This window comes from Rhodococcus sp. IEGM 1330 (assembly GCF_033142445.1).
GTDB lineage: Bacteria > Actinomycetota > Actinomycetes > Mycobacteriales > Mycobacteriaceae > Rhodococcoides.
In genome coordinates this window covers 79516-99874 of record NZ_JAWLSB010000012.1, presented here as the reverse complement: position 1 = coordinate 99874, position 20359 = coordinate 79516, and the positions used below count along the sequence as shown (strand labels likewise).

The window sequence follows — 20359 nt, the reverse complement described above, 5'->3', positions numbered from 1 at the left end:
CGCTACTCGGACCGCGTGACCGTCTTCTCCTCGGACTTGTCGGCCACGTCGGTCGGCTCAGGCGTCGGTAGCGAGGACTCCTCGCCCGATCCGTCCAGATGGCCGTCGAACTCGTCGATCGCCTCGGCGCGCTCGTCGCCGGTCTGATCGAGATCGGCGTCGACCCCCTTCGAGTGCTTCGCCGGGTCGACGGTGGTGTCCACTGCTTTTTCGTTGTCGGTCATGGGATGCAGAGTGCCCCTCGGCACCCGACACAAACCCCTACAGCCCTTTTTCGATGGCGTAGCGGGTCAGTTCGACGCGGTTGGCCAGCTGCAGTTTCCGCAGGGTCGCCTGGACGTGATTCTCGACGGTGCGATGGCTGAGCGTCAGTCGGGTCGCAATCTGCTTGGCGCTCAGGCCCTTTGCCACCAGGCGCAGCACTTCGGTTTCGCGGTCGGTCAGCGTCGGGCGAGTGTCGGATTCCGGTTGCGGCGACGACGACATCCGCCGAAACTCTCCGAGTACGAGGCCCGCGAGGCCGGGAGTGAACACCGCCTGCCCGGCCGACGTGGCGCGGACGGCGTCGAACAGTTCCTCGGCCGATGCGCTCTTGACCAGGTAACCCGTCGCGCCCGCCTTGATGGCGTCGAGCACGTCGTTGCGTTCCGCGGACGCCGAGAGCACGAGAATCTTCGTCTGCGGCGACGCCTCGAGGACGACGACGGTGGCATCGGCTCCGTTGCCGTCGGGCAGATGCATGTCCATCAGCACGACGTCGGGAGTGGTTGCTCGGGCGCGGCGTCCGGCAGCGGCGACGCCGTCCGCGGTGGCGACGACCCTGAATCCGGCGGCCTCGAGATCCCGGGCGACGCCGTCCCGCCACATCGGATGATCGTCGACGACCATCACCGCGATCTCGGCATTCGCTTCCTCTGTCATCCCGGTCCCTTCGCTCGCGGAATGCGGATCTCCCATTCGGTTCCCTCGCCCTCGTCGGTGTCGAGTATCGCAGTACCGCCGAGAGATTCGACGCGGCCGAGTATCGATTTCGAGACGCCCATCCGACCCTCGGCTTCGGCGGCGGCGAGCCGTCCGGCAGGAATTCCGCGGCCGTCGTCGCGGATACTGACGATCAACTCCCCGTCGACGTCCTCGAGCAACACGTAGGCCTTCGCATCGGCTCCCGCGTGGAGCTCGACGTTGGACAGTGCGGTTGCCACGACAGCGGCGAGTTCCTCGGCGACGTCGGATTCGACCAGCACCGGATCGGCGGGCGTCGAGACGGAGATCGATGTGCCTGCCTGAGTTCGCAGCAGTGCCCTGACGTCGACGATCGAGCCGGTGTGATCCCCGCGCGGAGCCGCCTGTTCCGAGATCAGCACGCGCAGCGCGACTTCCTGCTCGCCGGCCAGCTCGGCGAGTTCGGCTGCAGGCCCGCCTATTTCGAGACCACGCCGTCGCACCAGGGCCAGTACCTGCAGCACTCCGTCGTGCACCTGCCGGGCCAGCCGTTCTCGCTCTTCGGTGATCGCGGCCGATCGTGCTGCGCGACGTAATTCTTCGTGGGCGTGCCGGGCGGTGTTCGACGCCAATCCCAGTGCCAGTCCGGCCGAGAGCAGCACCGGGGCGGTGGCGTCGGACCAGAGGTCGGAGTCGAAGCGATCGCGGACGAGTGCGCTGACCACCGACATCGCCACCCCGGATGCGATTCCGCCCTTCGGGCCCAACAGGATTGCCGCGGAGATGACGGCGTTGGTGGCCCACAGTGTGGTCGGCAGAGTTTGGCGGGTGCTGTACCAGTCGTAGTCGGCAACCAACCGCGTCGATGCCATCAGCGCGATCACGATGACCTGATCGGCGAGCACCACCTGCCAGCGCGGAAGTGAGGCGCGCGCGAGCATCAACGCCGAGGCCCCGGACCACACGGCCATCAGGGCAACGAAGACCCAGCTCAACCGTGGGTTGGAGTAGTTGTCCACGGTCGCGGCCTGATAACTGATCGCGTAGACGAGTGTGATCAGCCGAAAAGCCTGCGAGGCCCGCCAGAGCGGGGTGTCGGGATCGGACGAGGTGAGCGTGGCCCGTACCCGGTCAGCCGTCCGCATCGGTCTTCGGACCTGCTGTCTCGGTATCCGCTGACTCGGTATCTGCTGTCTCGGTATCCGGGGTCTTCAGCAATCCCTTGGCGAGCCGATCCGGCTCGTCGCTCCCGGGTGGAGTGTCCGGGTCGCTCGGCTCGGCGGAATACAGCGGGTCGGGCACCTCGAGTTCCTCGTAGACCTCGTCCGGGTCGTCGGCGAGCAGCGACCGCACGGCGGTGTTGAGGACGGCGACGATCGGCACCGCCAGCAGACCTCCGACGATGCCCGCGAGCAGAATGCCGACGGTGATGGACAGGACCACCGCCAACGGGTGCAGTCGCACGGCGCGGCCCAGCAGGAGCGGTTGCAGCACATGGCCTTCGAGCTGCATGACGGCCACCACGATGCCGAGCGTGATCACCGCGGTGATCAGGCCCTTGGTGACCAGTGCGATGAACACCGCGACGAATCCGGTCAACACCGCACCGATGATCGGGATGAACGCTCCGATGAACACCAACGAGGCCAGTGGGAGTGCCAGTGGCACACCGAGAATGCCCAGCCCGGCACCGATGCCGATGGCATCGGCGGCCGCGACGGCAACCGTCGCCCTGACGTATCCCACCAGAGAACCGAAGCCTTGGATGCCCGCCGTACGGATTCTCCTGCGGGCCGCAGTCGGTGCCAGCCGGGTGACGAACTGCCAGACCTGATCACCGCCGTACAGGAAGAAGATGAGGATGAACAGGGTGAGCGCTGCGCCGGTGAGGATTTCACCGATCACCGTGGCGGTGGTCAGCGCTCCACTGGTGACCGCTTCCTGGTTGTCCTGGATGACCTTGACGAGGTTGTCGGTGGCTTGGCGAATCTGGTCTTCACTGATGTGCAGCGGTCCGTTGCTGAGCCATTCCTCGACGCTGTTGATGGATTGGGTGAATTGATCACCCACCTGCGGCAGACCTTCGATGAACTGCTCGACGATGAAGGTCATGATCCCGGCGACGACGCCGATACTGGCGATGATGACGATGATCACCGCGACGGCCCGCGGCACGCCGCGCCGGTGCATCCAGTCGACGACCGGCACGAGCATCGCCGATGCCAGCAGCGCGAGGCCCAACGGAATCACGACCGTGCTGAGCTTCGCCACAACGTAGGCAAAAGTGATGAATCCGGCGAACAGGACAAGCAGTCGCCACGTCCATTCAGCCCCGACCCGCACCAGCGGGTGCACCGAATCGGCGGCCGAAGCGGGGCCCGGGGACGCCCCCGTACCTTGCGCCCGCAACTCGTCGGTGCTCACCCGCTAAATTTAACCCGTGCTGGCATCTTTCCGAGCGGTCTCGCTCACCCTGAAGAGTCGCTGGCCGCTCTATATGCTCTCCATGCTCATCGCCAATGTCTTCGGTGCGGTCCTCGTGTTCGCCTTCGTGCGATACGGCCTGCCCATCCCCGAATCGGAATCGATCGTCGCCGACCGCGTCCGCAACGTCTACATCTTCGGGGCCTACTTGCTGGTGGCCCTGGTCGTCAGCCTGATCTACGCGTACTTCCTCCTGCGCTCGGTGATCAGGTGGCAGCTCCGCGGTGGCCCACCCACCCGCAAGGAACAGATGACGACGCTGCACGCGCCGTTGCGTCAGGCGATCGTGCACCTCATCCTGTGGATCATCGGCGGCATCATCTTCGTGCTGCTGACCATTGCGGAGATGCCGTCGCTGTCCATCGCCGTCATCGTCACCGTCGGAATGGCGGCCACCGTGACGTTCGGATTCACGTACATGCTCGGCGAGCGAATCCTGCGACCGGTCGCGGCACTGGCGTTGAGCGAGGGCCGATTCGACCGCACGATGACGCCCGGCGTCGGTACCCGCATGGCCATGACGTGGGGCCTGGGCACCTTGATGCCCGTCATCGGCATCATCCTGCTGTGCGCCACGCAGCTGACCACCGATCTGGTGTTCTCCCCCAACGCGCTCGCCGTGGCCATCATCCTGCTCAGCGTGCTGGCCATCGTGCAGGCGTTCGTGCTGTCGATGCTCACCGCGAGCCAGATCTCGGACCCGATCAGCCAGCTGCACAGCGCCATCGAACGCGTGCAGCGCGGCGAGACGGACGTCGAGGTGGATGTGTTCGACGGCAGCGAGATCGGGCGCTTGCAGGTCGGATTCAACCGAATGATGGAGGAATCGGCCGAACGACGCGTCCTGCGAGAGTTGTTCGGCCAACACGTCGGTGAGGACGTCGCGCGTCGGGCATTGCAGTTCGGAACCGAGCTCGGCGGCGAGACACGATTCGTCGCAGTGCTGTTCGTCGACATGGTCGGCTCGACCGCCACCGCCTCCGAGCGCCCACCGAGCGAGGTCGTGGTGTTGCTCAACGAGTTCTTCCGGGTGGTCGTCGACGTCGTCGGGCGTCATCACGGGTTCGTCAACAAGTTCATGGGCGACGCAGCCCTCGCGATCTTCGGTGCCCCACTGGATCGTCCCGACGCCCCCACCGCCGCGCTCGCTGCCGCACGAGAACTGAGATTCGAGCTGAACGAGATCACCGGCCTCGACATCGGTATCGGCATCTCCGCAGGCCTGGCCGTCGCCGGCAACATCGGTGCGGCGGAACGCTTCGAGTACACGGTCATCGGAGACCCGGTCAACGAGGCCTCGCGGCTCACCGAGTTGGCGAAACTGCGTCCCGGACGCGTCCTGGCGTCGACCTCGGCCTTGTACTTCGCAGACGACGAGGAGCAGGAACAGTGGGAGCTGGGAGACCAGGTGCAACTGCGTGGTCGACGACGGGCCACCCATCTGGCCTGGCCGGTGGAGTTTCCCGATTCCTCCTCGAGCGACGGTTAGTCTGACAAGGTGCCCGACCCCAGCTCCACCCGCGGACCCGCGGTGCGGCGTCCGCGAAACCGACTCCGGTGGGTCAAGTGGATCGCCGGAATCGCTCTGCTGGCGCTGCTGGTGGGCGAGGCGATCTACCTGTGGCCGCGGCTGCACGAATCCTGGACCGCCGTCCGCGAAATCCACTGGGGTTGGCTGGCGGCCTGCGTCTTCGCTCAAGCGGTGTCACTGAGCGCGTTCGGCCGAGTGCAGAAGCAATTGCTCGACGCAGGCGGCGTGAAAGTACGTCAGCGAAAGTCCGTGGCCGTCATCTACGGCAGCACCGCAATGGCGCTCACCCTCCCCGCAGGCCAGGTGTTCTCCACGGCGTTCACCTATCGCGAGACACGCCGCTGGGGAGCGAGCCCGGTCGTCGCGTCCTGGCAGCTGGCCATCTCGGGCGTGATCGCCGCGGCAGGACTGGCCGTGCTCGGCCTGGCAGGCGGACTGGTGGTCGGCAGTTCGTTAAACACGTTCACCGTGGTGCTCCCGATCGCAGGCGTCATCGCCATCGTCGCCGCCGTCCGCTACATCTCCAATCACCCAGAGGCGATCAAGAGCATCGCGCGCTGGGGATTGCGCAGATACAACGCGTTCCGCAATCACGAGCTCGACGCGGGCGCCGAGGGCATCGACAAGATCATCGGCCAGATTCAATCCGTTCAGCTCGGCAAACGCGACGGCGCACTCACTCTGTCGTGGTCCGCCGTGCATCGACTCGCGGACGTCGCTTGCCTGGCGTTCGCATGCTTCGCCGTCGGTGCGGATCCCCGGCTGTCGGGATTGCTGATCGCGTTCGCGGCGGGCAAGGCCGTGGGATCCGTTCCTCTCGCGCCCGGCGGCCTGGTGGTGGTCGACGCGACCCTCATCGCGTTTCTCACCAGCGCTGCCTCGATCAGCGCATCGCAGGCCGTCGCCTCCGCGCTGGTGTACCGCGGCGTGAGTTTCATCCTCGTCGCCATCGTCGGGTGGATCGTGTTCCTCGTGCTGTTCCGCAAGCATCAGCACGCCGATCTCGAATTCGACATCGCGCTCGAGCAGCAGGAGACCGCTGAGCTGCGGCGTACCGAGGACATCCGCGACGCCAAGGGCGATCCGGAACCCGCGTAGCCATACCCTGCGCGGTATGGCGTCCGTCACTTTCTGTTCATCCGGAATATATACGGACCCCGGTCCGCTTGTGTACTATGACCATTGAAACTTCAACCCACAAGGAGCCCCCATGACCACCGCCATCGCACTTCCCGAGCTCACCGCAGGCACCTGGGCTATCGACGCCACCCACTCCACCGTCGGATTCACCGTCCGCCACCTGGTGGTCAGCAAGGTCCGTGGCCGCTTCCAGACCTTCACCGGCACCGTCACCGTCGACGCCGACGGCACCCCGTCCGTCGACGCCGAGATCGATGTCGCGTCCATCACCACCGACAACGCCCAGCGCGACGGCCACCTCAAGACTGCAGACTTCTTCGAGGTCGAGAAGTTCCCCACCGCGACGTTCAAGTCCACCTCGGTCAAGGCCGACGGCGGAGACTTCATCGTCACCGGCGACTTCACCCTCCACGGCGTCACCAACTCCATCGATCTGAAGCTCGAGTTCAACGGCGTCAACGCCGGCATGGGCAACGGACCGGTCGCCGGCTTCGAGGCCAGCACCGTCATCAACCGCAAGGACTTCGGCATCAGCATCGACATGCCCCTCGAAGGCGGCGGCGCAGTGGTCGGCGACAAGATCACGCTGAACCTCGAAATCGAAGCCGGCCTGCAGGCGTAATTCGTCAGCACCCGCCTTCCCCCGTCGGATCAATGCGGCTTTGTTGCAGTCCAAGCGACTGAAACCCACATTGATCCAGCCCGGGAGGTCCACCGAAAGGCCCGCACCGCATTCGCCGGTGCGGGCCTTTCGCCGTCGGTGTCTACAGTGGTGCGCGTGAAGTTTCGCTCTCCCGCAGTTGCTGCCGTCCTCGACCTGCTGATGATCGTGCTGTTCGCCGCGATCGGCCGTCGCAGTCATGCCGAGGCCACGGCATTGTCCGGCCTCGTCAGCACCGCGTGGCCGTTCGTCGTCGGTGCCGCCATCGGCTGGGTCATCGCGTTCGCCTTGTACCGCAACAAGTTCGACGCGTTCCTCATCGTCCCGACGGGCGTCGTGGTGTGGGTGATGACGGTCGCGGTGGGCATGGTGCTGCGTGCACTGACCGGCCAGGGAACAGCCGGGTCGTTCATCATCGTGGCAACGTTGTCCACCGCAGTTCTGTTGCTGGGTTGGCGAGCGTTGGCGAAATTCGTGCCCAGCGTTCGTTGACTCCGAGTTCGCCGAAGAGGGGCTCGACGCGATAGGATCATCCCCGGTGCGCCGGGAAGTCTGGTCGGCAACTGTTCTGTGCTGCGCACGTGCCCTTCCATTCGACGGGTTCGTACAGCACGACGTTGCTACCGAAAGGCTTTGTCACTGTGTCTGATTCACCAAGTCCGACAACACGATTGCCACTGTTTTCTCGCGGTTCCTGGTCCGAGGCCGACCGCGTCGCGCAGATCCTTCGCAAGGAAACCGTCGGCGGCGCTTTGCTTCTCGTCGCCACCCTCGTCGCCTTGATCTGGGCCAACTCACCCTGGTCCGCCGCGTACGACTCACTGATGAGCACCCGCGTCGGCCCCTCGGCACTGCATCTCGACCTGACCCTGTCGACGTGGGCCGCCGACGGGCTACTGGCCATCTTCTTCTTCGTCGTCGGACTCGAGCTCAAGCGAGAATTCGTCGCAGGCGATCTTCGCGATCCGGCCCGCGCAGCCCTACCGGTCGCCGCCGCCATCGGCGGAATGGCAGTTCCGGCAATCATTTTCGTGCTCGTCAACCTCGGCACCGGCGACGGCGCTCTGTCCGGCTGGGCAATCCCGACAGCAACCGACATCGCATTCGCGGTCGCGGTTCTCGCCGTCATCAGCACTCATCTCCCGACCGCGCTACGGACCTTCCTGCTGACTCTGGCCGTGGTCGACGACCTCCTGGCCGTCACCGTCATCGCAATCTTCTACACCGACGACATCAACTTCGTCGCCCTCGGCCTGACGCTCGTTCCGCTCGCGCTCTTCGCGGTCGCCGTGCAGATGCGCGTCCGGTCCTGGTGGATCCTCATTCCCCTGGCTGTGGTGACCTGGGTGCTGATGCACGAGTCCGGCATCCACGCCACGGTCGCAGGCGTCCTGCTCGGCTTCGCCGTCCCGGTCATGCGCAGCACAGCAGCCGGTGGTCCGGACGCAGGTCCTGGTCTCGCCGAACACTTCGAGCACAAGATCCGACCCATCTCCGCTGGTGTCGCCGTGCCGCTCTTCGCTTTCTGCGCAGCCGGCGTGACCGTCGGCGGATTCTCCGGCCTGGCCAGTGCACTGAGCGATCCCATCGCCCTCGGCATCATCGGCGGACTGGTGGTCGGTAAGGCCGTCGGCATCTTCGGCACCACCTACCTCGTCTCGCGCTTCACCCGAGCCACACTCGACGCCGGACTGAAATGGCTCGACGTTCTCGGTGTCTCGATGCTCGCGGGTATCGGATTCACGGTGTCGCTGCTGATCGGAGACCTGGCCTTCGGTGAGGGAACCCAGCGCGACGACCACGTGAAGGTCGGCGTGCTCGCCGGTTCGATCATCGCGGCGACCATCGCCTCGATCATTTTGCGCAGCCGCAACAAGGCGTACCGGGACTTCTACATCGAAGAAACACGCGACGACGATCACGACGGCATCCCGGACGTTTATCAGAAATAGGCACACACCGCGATCGCTGGAATCCGGACCGCTCGGATGACACGATGAGTCCGTGAGCGGAACCGTGCGCGAACTGTTGACCCGGCACATCGACGCCGGACTGATGCCGGGGGCGGTAGCGCTCCTGGGCGGCCCTGACGCGGAACCCATCGCGGTGGGATCATCGGCTGTCGGCGGTCCAGCGATGGCAGTCGACGCCATCGTCCGGATTCAGTCGATGACCAAGATCGTCACCAGCGTGGCCGCCCTGCGCCTCGTGGAGGCCGGCCGACTGACGCTGGACGACGACGTCGTGCCCTGGCTCCCCGAACTCGCCGGCCGCCCCGTGCTCACCCGCCCCGACGCTGCACTCGATGACACTGTTCCTCGGGACAGACCGATCACGTTGCGGCACTTGCTCACCAACACCAGTGGGTACGGAATTCAGATGAAAGACACCCCGCTGGCCCGGGCGATGAGGGACAACGACACGGAAGCCGGCCCCGCGCCGTCTCCGCTCGGCGCGGACGAATGGTTGGCACGCATGGCGGACCTTCCTCTGGCTTTTCAGCCCGGTGCCGGGTGGCGCTACCACCACGGCTTCGCGATCCTCGGCATCCTCGTCTCTCGCATCGTCGGCCGGTCTCTGCAGGATCACCTCCGCGACGACCTGTTCGGGCCACTCGACATGCTCGACACCGGACTGTGGGTGCCGACCGACCGGTGCCATCGCCTGACAGCGGCCTACCGGTTGGAGGACGGGTCGTCGATCGAGACCGAACCCGCCGCAGGCGGGCCCTACGCGGGACCGCCCCCAGTCGACGTCAGTCACGGCGAGTTGGTGTCGACGGTGACCGATTTTCACCGCTTCCTTCTCGCGATCGCGACGTCGGTATCGACCGAGCACCTGGAGCTGATGACACAAGACCAGGTGCCCGCGTCGATCAAGACCGACGAGAGTTTCTACCCGGGCTTCTGGCCGGGAACGGGGTGGGGATTCGGCGTCTCGGTCGTCACCGAAGGAGATCACCTCGGTCGGTACGGCTGGTCCGGCGGCCAGGGCACCGACTTCTTCGTCGACCCGAACGGGACGGTCGGCATCTTGCTGACGCAGACCGAATTGTGTGAGGCCACCTTCGCGCTGCTGTCGGAGTTCCAGGAACTGCGCTGACAGGACCTACGCTGATTCGATCGCAGCACCTACAGTGGTCGCCGTGATCGAGAACCGGTTTCGGGCGTGACGCAGCCGCTGGCCCGTCGACTCGGGCTGTTCGACGCCATCGCCATCGGGGTCGGTTCGATGGTCGGGGCAGGGGTGTTCGCGGCGTTCGCCCCCGCATCGGCTGTCGCGGGCGCGGGTCTGCTGATCGGTCTGGCCATCGCCGCGGTCGTCGCGTTCTGCAACGCCACCTCGTCCGCTCAGCTCGCCGCGCAGTATCCGACGTCGGGCGGAACCTACGTCTACGGCCGGGAGCGGCTCGGCGAGTGGCCCGGCTTTCTGGCCGGGTGGAGCTTCGTCATAGGCAAAACCGCCAGTTCCGCAGCCATGGCGCTGGTGTTCGCGGCGTACGTCGCACCTGTCGGGTACACGAAAGTCGTTGCTGTTCTTGCCATCGTTGCGTTGACGGCAGTGAACTACTTCGGCATCACCCGCACGGCCGTGCTGACGAAGATTCTGGTCGCCGCCGTGCTCACCGTGCTCGTCGTGGGTGTCGTCCTGGGACTGACGGGCTCGATCGAGCCGAACGTCGCCGGGCTCGGCGCGTTCACCGACAGTGGGTGGTACGGACTTCTGCAGTCCGCCGGCCTGTTGTTCTTCGCCTTCGCCGGCTACGCGCGCATTGCCACCCTGGGTGAGGAGGTCGTCCGGCCCGAGCGCACCATTCCGCGCGCCATCGTCTCCGCCCTGGGTATCGCACTACTGGTCTATGCAGTGATTGCACTGACCCTGTTGTCGGTACTGGGCCCCGACTCACTGGCGTCGTCGTCGGCTCCTCTGGTCGATCTGGTGGTGGCATCGGGACATTCGTGGGCGTCACCGCTGATGCGCATCGGCGCGGCGTTGGCCGCACTGGGAGCCCTCCTCGCGCTGATCGCCGGCATCGGCCGCACGTCACTGGCAATGGCCCGCCACGACGATCTGCCGTCGTACCTGGCCGAGGTCCACCCCCGCTACTCGGTTCCGCATCGCGCCGAGATCACTCTCGCAGTGATCGTCTGCATCCTCGTTCTCGTCATCGATCTGCGGAATGCCATCGGATTCTCGTCGTTCGGGGTGTTGCTGTACTACCTGGTTGCGAACTTGAGCGCCTATACCCAGGACACCGAGAACCGGCGGTATCCCAAGGTTCTACAGATCGTCGGCAGTATCGGGTGCGTCGTCCTGATTGCCACGCTGCCCGCCACCTCCATTGCCGTCGGAACCGTCGTGGTCGTGCTCGGTGTTGTGTACCGCCTTCTTCGGGCTCGACAACTGTTCACTTGACGCCTGATTCGGTAGACGTCAATATAGACGAATGTCGAATCAAGACCTGCCGCCCGTCGACGGCGAGTGCTGCTCGCCGCTGATCCGCGAACCCCTCACCGTGGACTGGGCCGGAGATCTGGCCCGCATGTTCAAAGCGCTGGGAGATCCCGTCAGACTGCGGCTGCTCAGCCTCGTCGCCAGCCACGCAGGCGGCGAAGCGTGTGTCTGCGATATCTCCCCCGCGTTCGACCTGTCGCAGCCCACCATCTCCCACCACCTCAAGGTGTTGCGCGAGGCGGGGCTGCTCGACTGCGAACGCCGCGGCACCTGGGTCTACTACTCGGTGATTCCCGCTGCACTGCAGCAACTGTCGGCTGTGCTGAACGCTGCAGAGTCAACGGAGGTCATGGCATGAGTACGACAACCGATACTGCCGTAGTCGGCAAGCTATCCACCCTCGACCGGTTCCTGCCCGTGTGGATCGGCGTGGCCATGGTCCTGGGTCTACTCCTGGGACGCATGATCCCCGGGCTGAACGACGCGTTGTCGTCCATCTCCATCGACGGCGTGTCACTCCCTATCGCTATCGGCCTGCTGATCATGATGTACCCGGTGCTGGCCAAGGTGCGTTACGACCGCCTCGACACCGTCACCGGCGACAAGCGCCTACTGATCGGGTCGTTGGTCCTCAACTGGATCCTCGGTCCGGCCCTGATGTTCGCTCTCGCATGGCTTTTCCTGCCGGATCTGCCCGAGTACCGAACCGGGCTCATCATCGTCGGTCTCGCTCGATGCATCGCGATGGTCATCATCTGGAACGACCTCGCCTGCGGCGACCGAGAAGCCGCCGCGGTTCTGGTGGCGATCAACTCGGTGTTCCAGGTGTTCATGTTCGCCGTTCTCGGATGGTTCTACCTGTCGGTGCTGCCCGGCTGGCTCGGACTCGAGCAGACGACCATCGAAGCCTCGCCCTGGCAGATCGCGAAATCGGTGCTGATCTTCCTCGGAATCCCGCTGATAGCGGGATTCGCTTCGCGCTTCTTCGGTGAACGCGCCAAGGGCCGGGAGTGGTACGAGGAGAAGTTCATCCCCAGGATTGCCCCGTGGGCGCTCTACGGCCTGCTGTTCACCATCGTGATTCTCTTTGCGCTGCAGGGTGATCAGATCACGTCACAGCCGTTCGACGTGGTGCGTATCGCGCTGCCACTGCTGGTGTACTTCGCGGTGATGTGGGGCGGCGGCTACGCCCTCGGTGCCGCGATGGGTCTGGGCTACGAGCGCACCACCACCCTGGCGTTCACCGCTGCAGGCAACAATTTCGAGCTCGCGATCGCCGTCGCCATCGCGACCTACGGCGCGACATCCGGGCAGGCACTCGCCGGAGTCGTCGGACCACTCATCGAGGTGCCGGTACTGGTCGGCCTCGTGTACGTCTCACTCGCATTACGTAAACGCTTCGCCCCGAGTTCGTCCGCGACCACAGCGACAAAGGAGTCCTGATGTCCGACACACCCAGCGTTCTCTTCGTCTGCGTCCACAACGCCGGTCGATCTCAGATGGCCGCCGGTTTTCTGACCCACCTCGCCGGCGACACCGTCGAAGTGCGTTCTGCCGGTAGCGCGCCCGCAGAGACCATCAACTCCGCGGCGGTAGAGGCCATGGCGGAACTCGGTATCGACATCTCGTCGCAGTCCCCGAAGATTCTGACCTCCGAGGCCGTGGAGACATCCGACGTCGTGATCACCATGGGGTGTGGGGACGCCTGCCCGGTGTTTCCTGGTGTGAGTTACCGCGATTGGGCGCTGGCCGATCCGGCAGGCAAAGGCGTCGACGCGGTCCGTCCGATTCGCGACGAGATCAAAGGTCGAATCGAAGACTTGATCGCCGAACTGGTTCCAGCGCAGCAGGTATCACCGTCATGACCGTGCCCGCAGTGCTGTTCGTGTGTGTCAAGAACGGCGGCAAATCACAGATGGCGGCCGGTCTGATGCGCAAAGCCGTCGGCGATTCGGTGGAGGTGCACTCGGCGGGAACGAAGCCGAGTGGAACGGTCAATGCACTCTCGGCCGAGGCCCTCCTCGAAGTCGGCGTCGACGTGTCGGGCGAAGCACCCAAGCCGATCGACCCCGCTCTGCTCGCCCGCATGGACTACGTCGTCACCCTCGGTAGCGAGGCGAGCGTGGAACCAGTGCACGGTCCGACGTTCGAGAACTGGAACACCGACGAACCGTCCGAACGCGGTATCGACGGAATCGAACGGATGCGCCTGGTACGCGACGACATCGCCTCTCGCGTCGAGGAACTTGCATCCCGAATGCGCAGCGCGAGCAGCTGATTCGCATGAAGTCCGAGGTAGTGGTGATCGGCGGCGGTCAGGCAGGACTGGCCGCCGGCTACTACCTGCGACGAGCCGGACTGGATTTCGTCATTCTCGACAACCAGACGCATGCCGGAGGCTCCTGGCAGGACTACTGGCCGTCGCTGCACCTGTTCTCGCCCGCCGAGTACTCCCGACTACCCGGTTGGCCGATGCCTCGGTGGCCGAGCGGGTTTCCTCCGGCATCGCACGTCGTGGACTACCTGCGGGCATACGAGAAGAAGTACGAGTTGCCGGTGCACAGGCCCGTCGACGTGAAGTCGGTGCATCGTACGACCGAAGGCTATCGAGTCGATACCGACGGTGACTCGTATTGCGCCACAACGGTAATCAATGCCACCGGGACGTGGTCGCGACCGTTCTGGCCCAGCTACCCCGGTATGCGGCAGTTCGCGGGCACGCAACTGCATGCCGTCGACTACCGGATGCCCGATTCGTTCGCTGGCAAGCGCGTGGGCATCGTCGGTGGAGGGAACTCGGCTGCGCAGATTCTGGCCGAGATCTCCACCGTCGCCGACACCACGTGGTTCACCAGCCGCGAGCCCAGGTTTCTGCCCGACGATGTCGACGGCCGAGTGCTGTTCGATGTCGCCAGCGATCGGGCTCGCGCTCTTGCCGAGGGCGAAGCGGACTCCGGCGGGGTCGCCGGTTTGGGAGACATCGTGATGGTACCGCCGGTGCGAGACGCCCGCGATCGCGGAGTGCTGCGGGCTCGGCCGATGTTCACCGCGCTCACCTCCGAGGGCGTCACCGACGGGCTCACGACCGAGCCGCTGGATGCGATCGTGTGGTGCACCGGTTTTCGCCCTGCGCTCCATCACCTGCGACCACTTCACCTGCACGCCGACGGGTCGGGAATTGTATTGGACGGCAACCATGTTCGAGACGAACCGACCCTGATTCTTCTCGGCTACGGCGACTGGACCGGCCCGGCCTCGGCAACGCTCATCGGTGTCGGCCGCACAGCGCGTGCAGCCGTGGACACTGTCATCAGAAGAGGAAAGGTAGATCAGTCATGAACTCATACCCCGTATTAGTGGTCGGCGCAGGGCCCATCGGTCTCGCCGCGGCGGCGCATCTGACCGAAACCGGTTCCGACGTAATCGTTCTCGAACGCGGACCGTTGGCCGGATCGGCAGTGTCCGAGTGGAATCACGTTCGGCTGTTCTCCCCGTGGTCCGAGGTCGTCGACCCCGCAGCCGCCCGGCTGCTCGAACCCACCGGCTGGACCACGCCGGACGGCGACACCTACGCCACCGGACGCGAATGGGTGGAGCAGTACCTCGCACCCCTCGCCGCCGTTCTCGGCGACGCCGTCCGAGTCGACTCCGAGGTAGTCGGCGTCGCCCGCCGCGGACGCGACCTCGTGGTCGACGCCGGCCGCGACACCGAACCGCTGTCGGTGCACATCCGCCACTCCGACGGCAGCGAGGAACGCATCCTCGCCCGCGCTGTCGTCGACGCTTCCGGCACCTGGGGATCACCGAATCCACTGGGCAGCGAAGGACTTTCGGCCGTCGGCGAAAAGACTGCCGCAGACCGGATCGACTACCGGGTCCCCGATCTGACCGATCCGGCGATTCGCGCCCAGTTCGCGGGCAAGCACACCGTCATCGCAGGCAGCGGCCACTCCGCCCTGACCGCCATCATCACCTTCGCCGAACTCGCTGCTGAGGAACCAGGAACGACGCTCACCTGGGCCGTGCGCCGAGGCGTCACCGCAGACGTGTTCGGCGGCGGGGAAGCGGACGAACTCGCTGCTCGCGGTGCACTCGGTCAGCGCGCCAAGAAGGCCGTCGACGACGGCTTCCTCACCGTGCAGTCCGGATTCCGCACCGAAACCGTTGCAGTCGAGGGTGATCGGCTGACACTCATGGGCGACACCGGTGCTCGCATCGAGAACATCGACCGCGTCGTGGCGTTGACCGGGTTCCGCCCGGATCTGTCATGGCTGTCCGAGGTTCGGCTCGATCTCGACCCCACCCTGCAGGCACCGAAATTCGTAGCCGAATTGGTCGACCCCAACATGCATTCGTGTGGATCGGTGTCACCGCACGGCGTCGAAGAACTCACTCAACCCGAGCCCGGCTTCTACCTGGTGGGCATGAAGAGCTACGGCCGCGCGCCGACATTCCTGGCAATGACCGGATACGAGCAGGTGCGCAGCATCGCTGCCGAACTCGCCGGCGACCACGAGGGCGCACGGAAGGTCGAGCTGACATTGCCCGACACGGGAGTATGCGGCGGCGCAGGCTTGTTCGACGAACCCGACGCTCCGTCGACCGGCGGTTGCTGCGGAGCTCCGGCGGCTCCAGAGCTGATCACTCTCGGCGCACCGTCGCGTGACTGATTCTGCAACAGTGAATTCGGCGTTGTCCTCGGAGGCCTCACATCCTGGGCGACGCCGTTCACGCTGGTGCAGGCCACGGCCATCACCGATCGTTGGGGTCCACGTCAGTACGGACATCTCATCGGCATCATGTCTGCGCCGATCGTCATCGCGATGGCCTCGGCATGCGGACCTCTCCGCCCTTTCGGAACGATCGTTCCGACGCTAACATCGAACCACGCTACACGGAACACTCGTTCCGTTATCGAAAGGAATCGTGCGGTGAAACTGCGACGGATACGGACCGCGGACGGACTGCAGTTGCAGACCTCGACCACAGGTGAGTCCTGGCAACCGACACTCGACCGGTCGGCCTTGGGCGGGCGCGTTTTCGATCCCGAGTGGGAACTGGCCCGCGCCGATGAGCACCTCGAGCACAGTGCGCTGGTGCTGCCGTTCCAGCCGGCCTCGTTCCGGGACTTCATGCTCTACGAACAACATGTTCTCGACGCCAGTCGAGGATTGCTCCGGCGTTTCCATCCGAAGCAGAGCCGGGCAGTGGCTGCCGTCGAAGCGCTCACCCGACGCACCTTTCCGCTGCTGCGCCCCAAGCCGTTGTTCTACACCCAACCCATCTACTACATGTCCAATGCGCTCACCTTCGTCCCCTCGGGGACTGCGCTCGCTGCCCCCTCCTATGCGAAAGCACTGGACTACGAACTCGAGATCGGGTTCGTCTTGGCACGCGGGTTGTTCGATGCCACTCCCGATGAGGCTCTGGATGCGATTGGGGCGTTCGTCGTCCTGAACGACTTCAGTGCTCGTGATGTCCAGCGCTCCGAGATGGACAGCGGATTCGGACCGCAGAAGTCCAAGCACTTCGCAACCTCGCTCTCGGAAATCGCCGTCACCGCCGACGAGATCCTGCCCCGGATCGACTCTCTGCAGGGCATCGTGAGTATCGATGGCACCACCGTGTCCACCGTCTCGAGTGCCGGGATGCAGCACAGCATCGGGGAAGTCCTGGCGCATGCCTCCCGCAGCGAGATACTCCGGCCCGGTGAATTGTTCGCCACCGGCACCCTGCCCGGCGGCAGCGGGATGGAAACCGGGAACTGGCTGACACCCGGGGCCACCCTCGAACTCAGCATCGACGGGATCGGCAGTATCAACCACATCATACTCGGTTCGTGACGTTCCCCGCGCCCGAACACCCGCCTGCTCGTTCGAGACGGGACGCCAACCGCGCCGAATTGCAGACCCGGTTGCTCGACACAGCCGAGAAACTCTTCGCCGACCGCGGCTACTTCGGTGTCGGTGTCCGCGATATCACCGACTGCGCACACACCCGATTGGCCTCGATCAGTGAGCAATTCGGCGGCAAAGAAGCACTGTTCCAGGCCGTGCTGGCTCGACGCATCCGCCCTCTCAACGACGATCGGCGCGCCCACCTGTCGGCGCTACCGACGCATGGAACCCGGCCCGAACGTCTTCGCGCACTGATCGACGCGTTCACCGAACCGATGCGCCGCCGTGCCGGTGATCCCGGATGGGACAACTACTTTCGGCTCATCGCCCAACTCTCCAATTCCGGCAACCCGATCGGTCGTCTGATCGTCGACGACTTCAACTCCATCGCAACCGATTTCATGACCCAGATGCGCGCGCTGTTCCCAGAAGCGAACGAGGTGGCAATTCACGACGCGTACCTGCATCTGGTCGCCGCCGCGATGCACACCTACTCCAACAATCTCCGGCTCGACAGTCTCACCGAGGGCCGCATGCAGGCACGCGACATGAACGAACGGCACCGAGCGTTGCTGCGCTTCGCCGAGGGGGGCATCAGCGCGACGGTGACTCATTCTGCGTCCGACTTACCGTTGTACCGCGGCGAAGGAGTCACTCAGCCGAAGGCCTGATACCCCAGCCATCCGGCGAGCCCGAGTCCCAGAATCCCGACGCCGATGCGCAGAATGATCGGCGAGATCAACTTGACCGTCGGTGGCCCGCAGGCTCCGCCGGCGAAGCAGCCGATGGCCAACGCGAGTGCAGCCAGCCAATGCACCTGGCCGAAGAACGAAAAGATGATCGCAGCAATGAGATTCGCGATACCGAGAAAGAAGCTTTTCAGAACGCTTGCGCGCCAGAAGGTATCCGACGTGCAGATCAACGCCAGCGCAAGGAAGATGACTCCGGCCCCGGCACCGAAGTAGCCACCGTAGATCGCGACCGCGAACAGCGCCAACGGATAGAGCGTCGGAAACTGTCTGCCGCCGGACAGCTTTCGGATGCTCGGCTGCAGCAGTAGCGCAATGGCTGCCATCGCTACCAGAAACGGTACGACCACCTCGAACGAACCGTCCGGGGTATTGAGCAACAGAATCGCACCGGTGGTACCGCCCAGAGCAGAGTAGATCGCGTAGCGAACCAGCTGCTTGCCGTCCTTGGCGAGCTCGGCAGAGGAACTCGCCGTCGCCCCCACACCGGCCGCGACCAACGCGACCGTGTTCGTCACGTTCGCAGACACCGCAGGCAAACCCACCGCGAGCAGAGCAGGATAAGACACCAGCGACGCGAGCCCGGTGACGAACCCGATGAGCCCGGCGAAGAACCCGGCCACCACCAGGAGTCCGAAATCGAGCACAGTCACCAGATAAAACTACCGTGCCTAACGATCCTACGACTCTCTGGTCGTTCCGCAGGCTCCACTCCTGCTTCACGAGTCATTCCGCAGGCTCCACTCCTGCTTCATGAGTCATTCCGCAGGCTCCACTCCTGCTTCATGAGTCATTCCGCAGGCTCCACTCCTGCTCACTCGACGGGGTTCGCCATCTCCTGCAGCAACCGGCTCGTCATCCGCACCGCCTGATCTCCGCCGTCCGCGTCCTCGATGTACACCGCGAACGCGACGTCACCACTGGTGGCGAGCACAAAACGATCGTCGCCACTTTCCCCGGCGAATCCCTGCACACCGTCGAACGTATCGAGACCGCTACTGCTCGACGAGTCGGCGAGTATGCCGCGCAACCGGTTTGCCGCATCCGACCCGATTGCCTCGGACTCACGATTCGCGACGGCGGTCTGCCCGGCGACGATCGTCGGAACGGGAGCGCTGCCCCGAGAGATCGCGGCTGCCATCTGCGCGAGTCCGAACGGAGTCACCGTCGCCTCGTCCCCGGAGGCGGTGGACACGGTTCTGATGCCGTCGATCGCGCTGCGACTGTCGGCGGGAGTTCCTGTGTAAGCATCGAGTCCGGGCATCGAGTAGTTGATACCGAGACCCAACCTGGCAGCTGCATCTTCGGCGCTGTCGTCACCGCGATCGGACTGCACGGCCCGGACCAGATCCGACGCGGTGCCGGCCGGGTAGGAGCCCCCGAACACGACGTCGCCCTGCTCGTTCGCGTAACTGTTCTGTGCCGCAGCGAGAATCGCACCGGTCGAGGTGGACAGGGCGACGATCGACGCCGACGACCCCGCTATCACAACCGCATTCTCTGCTGCGAGTTGAACGCGCGGATCGAGCGTCGCATGCAGATCCGGTCCACCCGGCCCCTGGAAGCCGACACGGCGTTCGCCGGTTCCGTCGACGGTGTAGGTGTCGACGGCCCAGCCCGCGGTGGCGTCGCGTCCTTCCTGCCATGCACTTCGCAACGAGTCGAGCACGGGTGAGGTGATCCGACGGTCGTCGACGATCAGCTTGGGTTGCGGAGAAACCACCACTCCCGGCACGGCGCGCAGGTCGTCTTCGAGGACGGCGAAATCGTCGTCGCGCAAGGTCACTGCGGTGATCGGTGCACCGCCGGACGAATTCAGCTCTGCCAGCAGCGATTCGGAGGTGATGAGCGGTGCGACGACGTCGATGACGTCCGCGAGTTGCGCGGTGGACGCCGCCGGATCGCTCATCTGCGCCGGGTCGAGGGAGATGGCGTTGATGGTTCGCTCGCTCATCAGCACGTTGTTCGCGGCGTCGAAGATCCGCGGCGGGGCGGCGTCGGTTCGGGTGTATCGAACCGATCCTCCCGAGGTGAGGTCGGGGACGAGGGTGGCCGGATCCCACGCGATGCGCCAGCCCACGCTGAGCTTCTTGGTCGAGCCCTGAGCGCTGTACTTCCAGTCCTTTCCCTCACCGAAATTCCACGCCGACGCGAGAGTGAAGAAGCCACTCTCGTCCGAGAGGTCCATGTACTGGGTCAGATCGAAGTCGCCGGTGGACGTGCCCTCGGCCGACAAGCCGTCGAACATCTGGTTCAGCGCAGCCGTCGCGGCATTCGGGTAGGTCGTCATCGCGGCAGCGGCAGCAACGTCTCGATTGTCCAGGGCATCGACGAACTTCGAGACCAGTACCTCGGCCTCGCTCGGCGGGCGATCGACCATCCAGAACACTGCCGAGACCGTCAACGTCGCCGAAGCTGCAACGGCTACGAGGTAGCGACCGCGGACCTTGCGCGGGCCACGACGGGCACGACTCATAGAACTCATGAGTCACAATATTCA

Annotated in this window: 21 protein-coding genes; 15 read left to right on the top strand and 6 right to left on the bottom strand. The window is 64.9% G+C overall.

The window, feature by feature from the left end; genetic code table 11:
• Window positions 1–2: 2 nt before the first annotated feature.
• Genes R4P57_RS23520 through R4P57_RS23505 form a run of 4 tightly spaced genes read right to left on the bottom strand, consistent with a single transcriptional unit; the run spans window position 3 to window position 3297 of the window.
• Complete coding sequence (locus R4P57_RS23520; RefSeq protein WP_317805269.1) at window positions 3–224, bottom strand: autophagy-related protein 2; 222 nt, start codon at window positions 222–224, stop codon at window positions 3–5.
• Between the two features lie 37 nt (window positions 225–261).
• Complete coding sequence (locus R4P57_RS23515; protein WP_317805342.1) at window positions 262–888, bottom strand: response regulator transcription factor; 627 nt, start codon at window positions 886–888, stop codon at window positions 262–264.
• 29 nt (window positions 889–917) lie between these two features.
• On the bottom strand, window positions 918–2087 hold the full coding sequence (gene macS, locus R4P57_RS23510) for a MacS family sensor histidine kinase (protein WP_317805268.1): 1170 nt from the start codon (window positions 2085–2087) through the stop codon (window positions 918–920).
• Complete coding sequence (locus R4P57_RS23505) at window positions 2074–3297, bottom strand: AI-2E family transporter (RefSeq protein ID WP_317805341.1); 1224 nt, start codon at window positions 3295–3297, stop codon at window positions 2074–2076. Before R4P57_RS23505 ends, macS begins: the two co-directional genes overlap by 14 nt.
• Window positions 3298–3439: 142 nt before the next feature.
• Between R4P57_RS23505 and R4P57_RS23500 the strand changes: the two genes are divergently transcribed.
• The 15 genes from R4P57_RS23500 to R4P57_RS23430 all read left to right on the top strand — a co-directional run bounded on the left by R4P57_RS23500 (window position 3440) and on the right by R4P57_RS23430 (window position 17781).
• Window positions 3440–4915 carry an adenylate/guanylate cyclase domain-containing protein gene (locus R4P57_RS23500; RefSeq protein ID WP_317805340.1) on the top strand — a complete coding sequence of 492 codons (1476 nt, stop codon included), beginning with the start codon at window positions 3440–3442 and terminating at the stop codon, window positions 4913–4915.
• A gap of 9 nt (window positions 4916–4924) precedes the next feature.
• The gene (locus tag R4P57_RS23495) at window positions 4925–6055 is read left to right on the top strand and encodes a YbhN family protein (RefSeq protein ID WP_317805267.1); all 1131 of its coding nucleotides are present in this window, start codon (window positions 4925–4927) and stop codon (window positions 6053–6055) included.
• Window positions 6056–6167: 112 nt separating this feature from the next.
• Window positions 6168–6719 carry a YceI family protein gene (locus tag R4P57_RS23490; RefSeq protein WP_317805266.1) on the top strand — a complete coding sequence of 184 codons (552 nt, stop codon included), beginning with the start codon at window positions 6168–6170 and terminating at the stop codon, window positions 6717–6719.
• Between the two features lie 156 nt (window positions 6720–6875).
• Complete coding sequence (locus R4P57_RS23485) at window positions 6876–7250, top strand: DUF3054 domain-containing protein (RefSeq protein WP_411742425.1); 375 nt, start codon at window positions 6876–6878, stop codon at window positions 7248–7250.
• Window positions 7251–7399: 149 nt separating this feature from the next.
• A complete protein-coding gene (nhaA, locus tag R4P57_RS23480) occupies window positions 7400–8710 on the top strand; it encodes a Na+/H+ antiporter NhaA (RefSeq protein WP_317805264.1) in 1311 nt (436 codons plus the stop codon).
• 52 nt (window positions 8711–8762) lie between these two features.
• A complete protein-coding gene (locus R4P57_RS23475) occupies window positions 8763–9860 on the top strand; it encodes a serine hydrolase domain-containing protein (protein WP_317805263.1) in 1098 nt (365 codons plus the stop codon).
• A 66-nt stretch (window positions 9861–9926) separates the two neighbouring features.
• A complete protein-coding gene (locus R4P57_RS23470) occupies window positions 9927–11174 on the top strand; it encodes an APC family permease (protein ID WP_317805262.1) in 1248 nt (415 codons plus the stop codon).
• A 31-nt stretch (window positions 11175–11205) separates the two neighbouring features.
• Window positions 11206–11571, top strand: a complete 366-nt coding sequence (locus R4P57_RS23465; protein WP_317805261.1) for a metalloregulator ArsR/SmtB family transcription factor — start codon at window positions 11206–11208, stop codon at window positions 11569–11571.
• Window positions 11568–12656 carry an ACR3 family arsenite efflux transporter gene (arsB, locus tag R4P57_RS23460; RefSeq protein ID WP_317805260.1) on the top strand — a complete coding sequence of 363 codons (1089 nt, stop codon included), beginning with the start codon at window positions 11568–11570 and terminating at the stop codon, window positions 12654–12656. The genes R4P57_RS23465 and arsB overlap by 4 nt, the downstream gene beginning before the upstream one ends.
• Window positions 12656–13078, top strand: a complete 423-nt coding sequence (locus R4P57_RS23455; protein WP_317805259.1) for an arsenate reductase ArsC — start codon at window positions 12656–12658, stop codon at window positions 13076–13078. Before arsB ends, R4P57_RS23455 begins: the two co-directional genes overlap by 1 nt.
• Window positions 13075–13491 carry a low molecular weight phosphatase family protein gene (locus R4P57_RS23450; protein ID WP_317805258.1) on the top strand — a complete coding sequence of 139 codons (417 nt, stop codon included), beginning with the start codon at window positions 13075–13077 and terminating at the stop codon, window positions 13489–13491. The genes R4P57_RS23455 and R4P57_RS23450 overlap by 4 nt, the downstream gene beginning before the upstream one ends.
• A gap of 5 nt (window positions 13492–13496) precedes the next feature.
• Window positions 13497–14552 (top strand): ArsO family NAD(P)H-dependent flavin-containing monooxygenase, encoded by a 1056-nt coding sequence (locus tag R4P57_RS23445; RefSeq protein WP_317805257.1) that lies wholly within the window; start codon window positions 13497–13499, stop codon window positions 14550–14552.
• Window positions 14549–15883, top strand: coding sequence for an FAD-dependent oxidoreductase (locus R4P57_RS23440; RefSeq protein WP_317805256.1), 1335 nt, complete (start codon window positions 14549–14551; stop codon window positions 15881–15883). Before R4P57_RS23445 ends, R4P57_RS23440 begins: the two co-directional genes overlap by 4 nt.
• A 261-nt stretch (window positions 15884–16144) precedes the next feature.
• Window positions 16145–17056, top strand: coding sequence for a fumarylacetoacetate hydrolase family protein (locus R4P57_RS23435; RefSeq protein WP_317805255.1), 912 nt, complete (start codon window positions 16145–16147; stop codon window positions 17054–17056).
• Entirely contained in the window at window positions 17053–17781 is a 729-nt protein-coding gene (locus tag R4P57_RS23430; RefSeq protein WP_317805254.1) for a TetR/AcrR family transcriptional regulator, read from the top strand. The genes R4P57_RS23435 and R4P57_RS23430 overlap by 4 nt, the downstream gene beginning before the upstream one ends.
• Here R4P57_RS23430 and R4P57_RS23425 read toward each other — a convergent pair.
• Together R4P57_RS23425 and R4P57_RS23420 are read right to left on the bottom strand one after the other, a co-directional pair.
• Complete coding sequence (locus R4P57_RS23425; RefSeq protein ID WP_317805253.1) at window positions 17766–18512, bottom strand: sulfite exporter TauE/SafE family protein; 747 nt, start codon at window positions 18510–18512, stop codon at window positions 17766–17768. The genes R4P57_RS23430 and R4P57_RS23425 overlap by 16 nt on opposite strands.
• A gap of 161 nt (window positions 18513–18673) precedes the next feature.
• On the bottom strand, window positions 18674–20335 hold the full coding sequence (locus tag R4P57_RS23420) for an NTF2-like N-terminal transpeptidase domain-containing protein (RefSeq protein WP_317805339.1): 1662 nt from the start codon (window positions 20333–20335) through the stop codon (window positions 18674–18676).
• Window positions 20336–20359 lie beyond the last annotated feature (24 nt).

Coding starts and splice junctions, on each gene's coding strand:
- R4P57_RS23450 (WP_317805258.1), top strand. CDS start 13,075: ATGACCGTGCCCGCAGTGCTGTTCGTGTGTGTCAAGAACGGCGGCAAA.
- R4P57_RS23445 (WP_317805257.1), top strand. CDS start 13,497: ATGAAGTCCGAGGTAGTGGTGATCGGCGGCGGTCAGGCAGGACTGGCC.
- macS (WP_317805268.1), bottom strand. CDS start 2,087: ATGCGGACGGCTGACCGGGTACGGGCCACGCTCACCTCGTCCGATCCC.
- R4P57_RS23515 (WP_317805342.1), bottom strand. CDS start 888: ATGGTCGTCGACGATCATCCGATGTGGCGGGACGGCGTCGCCCGGGAT.
- R4P57_RS23465 (WP_317805261.1), top strand. CDS start 11,206: ATGTCGAATCAAGACCTGCCGCCCGTCGACGGCGAGTGCTGCTCGCCG.
- R4P57_RS23500 (WP_317805340.1), top strand. CDS start 3,440: ATGCTCTCCATGCTCATCGCCAATGTCTTCGGTGCGGTCCTCGTGTTC.
- arsB (WP_317805260.1), top strand. CDS start 11,568: ATGAGTACGACAACCGATACTGCCGTAGTCGGCAAGCTATCCACCCTC.
- R4P57_RS23520 (WP_317805269.1), bottom strand. CDS start 224: ATGACCGACAACGAAAAAGCAGTGGACACCACCGTCGACCCGGCGAAG.
- R4P57_RS23455 (WP_317805259.1), top strand. CDS start 12,656: ATGTCCGACACACCCAGCGTTCTCTTCGTCTGCGTCCACAACGCCGGT.
- R4P57_RS23420 (WP_317805339.1), bottom strand. CDS start 20,335: ATGAGTCGTGCCCGTCGTGGCCCGCGCAAGGTCCGCGGTCGCTACCTC.
- R4P57_RS23490 (WP_317805266.1), top strand. CDS start 6,168: ATGACCACCGCCATCGCACTTCCCGAGCTCACCGCAGGCACCTGGGCT.
- R4P57_RS23440 (WP_317805256.1), top strand. CDS start 14,549: ATGAACTCATACCCCGTATTAGTGGTCGGCGCAGGGCCCATCGGTCTC.